The organism is Synechococcus sp. CCAP 1479/9 (genome assembly GCF_019038535.1).
Classification (GTDB): domain Bacteria; phylum Cyanobacteriota; class Cyanobacteriia; order PCC-6307; family Cyanobiaceae; genus Cyanobium.
Map to the genome: position 1 here is coordinate 1 of NZ_JAFKRK010000074.1, position 258 is coordinate 258.

General features: G+C 66.3%; 1 pseudogene. It reads right to left on the reverse strand.

Annotation, left to right across the window (positions count from 1 at the left end):
* Nucleotides 1-258, reverse strand: a pseudogene (locus KUG38_RS17300) (iron uptake porin); the annotation flags it as partial.

Here is a 258-nt window from a genome sequence, read left to right on the forward strand (position 1 = left end):
GGCCAGCATGTCGTCCTGACGGACGCGACCACCGATGGTGGCGGTGAAGTTGCTGCCGAGGGGGAACTGGTAGAAGAGGCGGTTGATGGCGACCACGTCACCGCAGTCGACGCCCAGGCCGCAGTTCTCCTCAAAACCGGCTTCGGTGGCGTTCAGGCCGACGACCGGCTGGCCGAAGGGCGACTGGGCGAAGTTACCGGCCCGCAGACGGGTGCGGAGCAGGTCCTTGCCGGTGAAGCTGGTGTCGAAGTTGAGCTG